Origin of the sequence: Methanobrevibacter sp. (assembly GCF_017432245.1) — an archaeon.
GTDB lineage: Archaea > Methanobacteriota > Methanobacteria > Methanobacteriales > Methanobacteriaceae > Methanobrevibacter.
Genome location: NZ_JAFRJO010000008.1, coordinates 1 through 5,143 on the forward strand (window position 1 = coordinate 1; position 5,143 = coordinate 5,143).

The 5,143-nt window shown below is 31.5% G+C and carries 4 protein-coding genes; 1 reads left to right on the plus strand and 3 read right to left on the minus strand.

All coding sequences use genetic code 11. The features are described 5' to 3' along the window. Positions 1 to 168: 168 nt before the first annotated feature. The 3 genes from IJI80_RS00705 to IJI80_RS08280 all read right to left on the minus strand — a co-directional run bounded on the left by IJI80_RS00705 (position 169) and on the right by IJI80_RS08280 (position 2,787). Positions 169 to 519: a DUF2149 domain-containing protein gene (locus tag IJI80_RS00705; RefSeq protein WP_292786537.1), complete on the minus strand. Its 351-nt coding sequence runs from the start codon at positions 517 to 519 to the stop codon at positions 169 to 171. 170 nt (positions 520 to 689) lie between these two features. Further along, on the minus strand, positions 690 to 1,358 hold the full coding sequence (locus IJI80_RS00710) for a MotA/TolQ/ExbB proton channel family protein (protein WP_292786543.1): 669 nt from the start codon (positions 1,356 to 1,358) through the stop codon (positions 690 to 692). Between the two features lie 139 nt (positions 1,359 to 1,497). Further along, positions 1,498 to 2,787: an Ig-like domain-containing protein gene (locus IJI80_RS08280; protein ID WP_365953566.1), complete on the minus strand. Its 1,290-nt coding sequence runs from the start codon at positions 2,785 to 2,787 to the stop codon at positions 1,498 to 1,500. 100 nt (positions 2,788 to 2,887) lie between these two features. Here IJI80_RS08280 and IJI80_RS08285 point away from each other — a divergent pair, with 100 nt between their 5' ends. Further along, positions 2,888 to 2,965 (plus strand): hypothetical protein, encoded by a 78-nt coding sequence (locus IJI80_RS08285; protein ID WP_365953568.1) that lies wholly within the window; start codon positions 2,888 to 2,890, stop codon positions 2,963 to 2,965. The last annotated feature ends 2,178 nt before the right edge of the window (positions 2,966 to 5,143 follow it).

The window sequence follows — 5,143 nt, forward strand, 5'->3', positions numbered from 1 at the left end:
ACCAGCAGCTGTCTTCGGCTTACCATTAAAAAATAATTTATTTCTTCTAGTATAAATAATGAATTAAAAAATCAATAGCTATTAAAATAAAATATAATGAATAAAAAAAGTCTAAATATAAAATAAAAAATATAAAAAAAATATTAAAAAAATAAAAAAGAAGAAAGATTATTTATTCTTATTCTGAACCATAATCAGCTTACCCGTAGATGGATCCTTATAGACCTTACCCATCTCAGTATAGCCTTGTCCAGTCTGATTGCTTGTATCTGGAGTTTCATTTAATATCTGTCCCTCTTGAACCTCAGTCACTTCCTGATTCATGGCTTCCATGACCTTTTCCTTTTGTTCTTGGGTCAATTGGTCATTAAATAAAACGCTTTGCATATTCCAAGCAAGCACCAAGAATACAAGCAAACCTACAGCAATAACCAACATTGCATCCACAAGGTTAGCAGTTCCTGCCATAGGGTCTTCTTCCTCACTGTCAAAACGTCCTTTACCTCGACGACGAGCCATAATAATCACCAAAATATATGAAATTTTTAATCTCTAAACCATAAGAATTCTAATCTATTGTAAAATTTTTTAAATATATTGTATACAATATTTAAGCTTATTTTCAAAAAACAATTAATGAAAATTATTGTTTTAAAATTATATTGTATAACTTTCAATCACTTCAGTGACTATTTAAGTCTCTCATCTCTCTTGTCAATATTATCTAAAATCGCATCCATCAATGCATCCAAGTTGGCAAGGTATTCACCAAACCATCTGCGTCTCAATTTAGAAGCGAAGTATGCAATTGCACCGGATCCTATACCGATAACTGTTGTATTGAATGCAATTGTAATCGCACTTGCAAGTGTGGTTACATCACCGGTACCTAATGCTGCAAGACCTGGACCCATAGGGATCAAAGTACCCATCAATCCAAGGGTTGGACCAATTTTAGTAACAATGTCTGTCTTGTTGAGGTTTTGTGCAATTTTATCCTCTTCATTATCTATCAGTCTACGAGCCAATGTTTCCCTTGATTTTTTACCTAGATGTTCGCTCTCTGCAAGTTCTGACAGGATTCTCTTTTGAGACTTTTGAATATCTGCATTATTGACTACATTTTTAATATCTTCAGCAGACTCTGCATCATAGATTGCGTAAATCATTTCTTTGATTAAGCTAACAGGTACTTTCTTACGAGAAAGGTGTTCTGATAATAGCTTTCCTAAAGTATATACAGCGAATACTAAAAATGCTATTAAAAGAATGATTACAGGTATCTGTAATGCCTGTGTAATAGCAGTTAATGAACTATCCAGTATTGGCAAACCAGTACCGTTAGTAGTTGAAAACATTGATAGCAATCCGTTTGAACCTTGAAAAGCAGCTTCATCTGCAAAAATCAAAGCATTTCCAATATTTATCATTCAATCACCATAAAAAAATAAAAATAAAAAATAATTTAAAGAGAGAAACTCCCTTTAAATTGGAAAATTATTTTATTACAACTTTACCAGTCTTTTTAACTGCTACATAAGTCTTATCACCAGCAAACTTAACTGTAACTTTATAGGTTTTCTTTTTAGATAATTTAACCTTAACAGTAGCAACACCTTTCTTATTGGTTGTTGCAGTGTATTTCTTGCCGTTTACAGTGAAAGTAACCTTTTTGGACTTGATGACCTTTCCAGTTTGATCCTTTAAGGTTGCAGTTAATTTCTTGACTTTTGCAGTCCTTTTATAGGTCTTCTTAGGAACAGTCAATTTGGTTTTGGTTTTGGTTACTTTAACCTTTATAGACTTGGTGCTTCCAGTGTAATAGCTGTCTCCTGCAAATTTAAGTGCTACAGTAAAGGTTTTGACTGTTTTTAAAGTCAATTTGAAAGTAGCTACACCTTTGGAATTGGTTGTTCCACTGTAGGTTTTTCCATTTACAGTTGCAGTGATCTTTCTATTTGCAACTAGATTTCCACTTGCATCCTTTAAGGTCACTGTAATTGATTTTGGAGTTGCAGTGACTGTGTAAGTCTTGCCAGCTGAAGTCAAGCTTGTGCTGTCTTTAGTTAAAGTGAGTTTTCCAGTTCCTAAAGAAGCAATGAAATCATCATCACTATCAAATTTAGCAGTTACAGAAAAAGTGCCAACCTTAGATAAGCTTACTTTAACTGTTGCTACACCATTTTCATTAGTGGTTCCATAATAAGTTACACCATCAACAATGACTGAAATCTTTTTATTTGTAATAGATGATCCATTCTTATCTTTAAGAGTGATAGAAATAATTTTTTTCAAATTATTGAATTTATAGGATACATCTGAAACAATTAAAACAGTAATATGTCTAGTTGTTACATCAAAATTGTTATTTTCAAGAATATTATTATCCTCTTCAACACCTGTGTTGTTTAAAATATTGTGAACTTGAACAGCATAAATCTTAAAGTTATTATTTGAAATATTGGATTCAATAGCTTTATTTCCTAAATTAATACCCACAGCATGATATAAACTTTTAATGGAAACATTATTGCAACTGAAAGTATTGTTTTTTGAACCTTCAGCAGAACTATTAGCTGTTGCACCAACAATACCTATACCATAAGCAATAGGGTCATTGGAATCTAAAGAGATTTCATTGTTTGAAATTGTATTGTTGAATCCGCCATATTGGATAAATACTCCTCCAATTGCATTGCAAGATTCGTTTAAATCATAATACTGTTCAAGAGAAGATGTGACATCCACTTTATTATTTGTAAAAGTAATGTTTGTAGGATGCACCATTAAAAATCCATAGGTTTTAAAAATATTTTTTACAATATGAGTGCCTGGGTAAACACCATCTAAATCAAAAGATGAACCTTCTCCATCAGTACAACCATCAATACAACCATCTGTACAACCATCAACACATCCATCAGTACAACCATCAATACAACCATCAGCACATATGCTGAGATAGCCATCTAGGCAACTTTGGTTATTGCAAAGATATTTCTCGCCAGTTCCAATAGATTTAAGATAATTACCCTCAATTAAAACATTTTTTGAATTAAATGAAAGAATTGCTGCAGTCAAGTAATTACCTTTGGTTTCCAAATAATTATCGATGATATTAATATCTGATGAATCCAAAAGATAAATGGCATAAGCACAGTAAGAATCAAAAGTGAATATATGACAATTTTTAATTGTTACATTGCTTGCTTCTTTTACTTGAATTCCCCATACACGTTCAGCATTAACTTTATTTGGATTTAAAATGGTTAAATCTTCTATGGACACATCATTATCTAGAATAATGAATGTAGTATCAGTAAATTTTGCATAATTGTTAAAACCTTTTATATTCACTTTATTGCTAATATACAATTTTCCTTTATTGTTTAATTCACCTAAAAAGATTATAGTGCTACCTTCATCAACATTAGTTAAATAGCCATTTGTAGCAAAGAATTTTCCAAGGTTACTCTCATAAACATAATAAGTCTTTACATTATTACCAGCATCATAGCCATAATCCCCAGAAATATCCCCATTATTGCTTAATGCAATATTTTCAGAGTAAGAATCCTCATAAGTTATAATATTAGAACTAGGTATTACGTTATTTTCTATAATAAAATCATGCGGAGCATCAACTCTTGATGTTTTCTGCAGACAAATTGCGACTGAATCTGAAACAAGAATATTATTAGCAATTATTACATCATAGGAGTTTCCTTGAGATAGAACTGAAAAACTGCTGGAATTGATTACACTATTATAAGTAAAATTAATGGAATTGCCAGTTATATATAATCCTATTCCATGAATATTTTCCAAATAATTGTTTGTTACTTGAGAATTATTCCCTACAAAAATAGCAGCAGCACTTGAAGTATTGAATATGGAGTCAAAAATCTTATTATCTTTAACTAAAGAATCTGTGCCTACATAAATAGCATAATCCCCACCTTCTTCCTTAGTATTTCCACTATACCAAGTACCATGAATATTGGAAATTACATTGCCTACAATTTTATTTCCACTTTGAGTGGCGCTAATACCTCTGTAAACATTATAGACAAAATTATTTATTATCTCATTATCTGCACCCATGACCTGTATTCCATAGGCAAATGAGGAAGGCATCGGTGTTCTGCCGTTTTCATCCACTGCCCATTCCATACCCCTTACACTATGGACAGTGTTATTGAAAATATAATTATGACTATTGGAACCCCCTCCAGAGCCCATGCTTCCACCACCTAAGTATCCTGTTAAATAGATGCCATTGGAATCATTGGTTATGACATTATTCCCAGAAATGTTGTTATAATGGGAATCGCTCAATACAATAACTGAAGGATGACCCCACCCAACAATATTACAAGTTGTTTGGAGCCTATTATTTAAAATACTTGACTCATTTACGCCAATGAAAAGTATTGGATAGGATTTTGAAGCTACAGAGTAAAAATCATTGCTAATTACAGAAATTCTACTTACATCATAGGCATTAATTATAGGTTTTTCCATTAAAGACATGTTTGCCTTTAAATTAGAGATGATTATTCCTTGAGCACCATTGATTATATTGAAATTACAATCAACCAAATTGGCATCATTCTCAGTGCTTGTAATTATCAAAGGAATATTAATATTAAATGATTTGTTTTTAAATATGCCTGAAAAGTCTAAAGTGTCTCCAGGTTTTAATTTTCCTGAGATTATACTCCCTTTTGAATTAAAGTAATTGGAATAATCGCTTTCTTTAAATTTTACAGTAGATGTGAGATTATTAGCACCGAGATTATCTTTTATATCTGCCCCTATTTCAATACCTTCAATACTACCTATCTCATCATTAATGCTTTTCGTATCATCTAAGCTAGTGAAATCATTGCCAAAATTTTCTTCTTTTACAATATTAGAATCATCCACTTCATCTATGTCTGGTTGTTCAGTGACTGCTAAATCAATATCGGCAGAACTATCCCCTATATGACATGAATCTATTTCACTTGCACTTCCAGATCCAATTGCCAATATCAATAAAAGCAACAATCCTAATATTGGAAAAAACTTATTAGAATTCATATGTTAAACACCTCGATTTATAAAATAAATCATTTTACACACTTATTATAAAACTTAA

Coding starts and splice junctions, on each gene's coding strand:
- IJI80_RS00705 (WP_292786537.1), bottom strand. CDS start 519: ATGGCTCGTCGTCGAGGTAAAGGACGTTTTGACAGTGAGGAAGAAGAC.
- IJI80_RS08280 (WP_365953566.1), bottom strand. CDS start 2,787: ATGGTGCATCCTACAAACATTACTTTTACAAATAATAAAGTGGATGTC.
- IJI80_RS00710 (WP_292786543.1), bottom strand. CDS start 1,358: ATGTTTTCAACTACTAACGGTACTGGTTTGCCAATACTGGATAGTTCA.